General features: G+C 41.6%; 1 protein-coding gene. It reads left to right on the forward strand.

Features of this window, described 5'->3' with window-relative positions:
- The coding region (locus J1785_RS00405) for an oligogalacturonate-specific porin KdgM family protein (protein ID WP_217218537.1) at window positions 1-246 on the forward strand (246 nt) is incomplete at its 5' end.
- Between the last annotated feature and the right edge of the window lie 338 nt (window positions 247-584).

Genomic DNA, 584 nt, shown 5'->3' on the forward strand with positions numbered 1-584 from the left:
AACCGCGGTGAAATCTGGCTGGGTTATAAAATTGCCGACTGGCGGTTTGAATATAACTATATTTATAAACACAGTGATCAGATCCTGTATGATAATGATAAGTGGGATTATGAGCAGGATTTGAAAGTGGCTTATAATATAAATAAACAATGGACACCTTACGTACAGGTTGGTGATGTTTCCGTGCGTAAAACGACGGATGAACGTCAGACCCGTTTCCGCATTGGTGTGCAATATAATTTCTGATCACCGCCGTTCTGCATATGATTGACTATCACCGGTCCGCAGATGCTGACCGGTGTGACAGCCCGCGCAGCGGGTGACAGACAATAACGGCAGCCGATAACAGGGATGTTGCCGGGCTACCTGGAAGACGGAAATTATTCTATACAAAGAGACTTTTTCTGCCCAGTACCTGCCGTCTTAGAACAACCTGTACTGTTAAATCCCCGGGTCAATATCTGATATTTATATATTAAATCATAGCGATGCACAGAACATCTGCATAAATAAGCATAATTCTTGCGTATTTTCGTGATTACTCTACGCTTATATATAGATTTAATTAACCCGCACTTTAATAA

Source organism: Rahnella perminowiae, from assembly GCF_019049755.1.
GTDB classification, from domain to species: Bacteria; Pseudomonadota; Gammaproteobacteria; order Enterobacterales; family Enterobacteriaceae; genus Rahnella; species Rahnella perminowiae.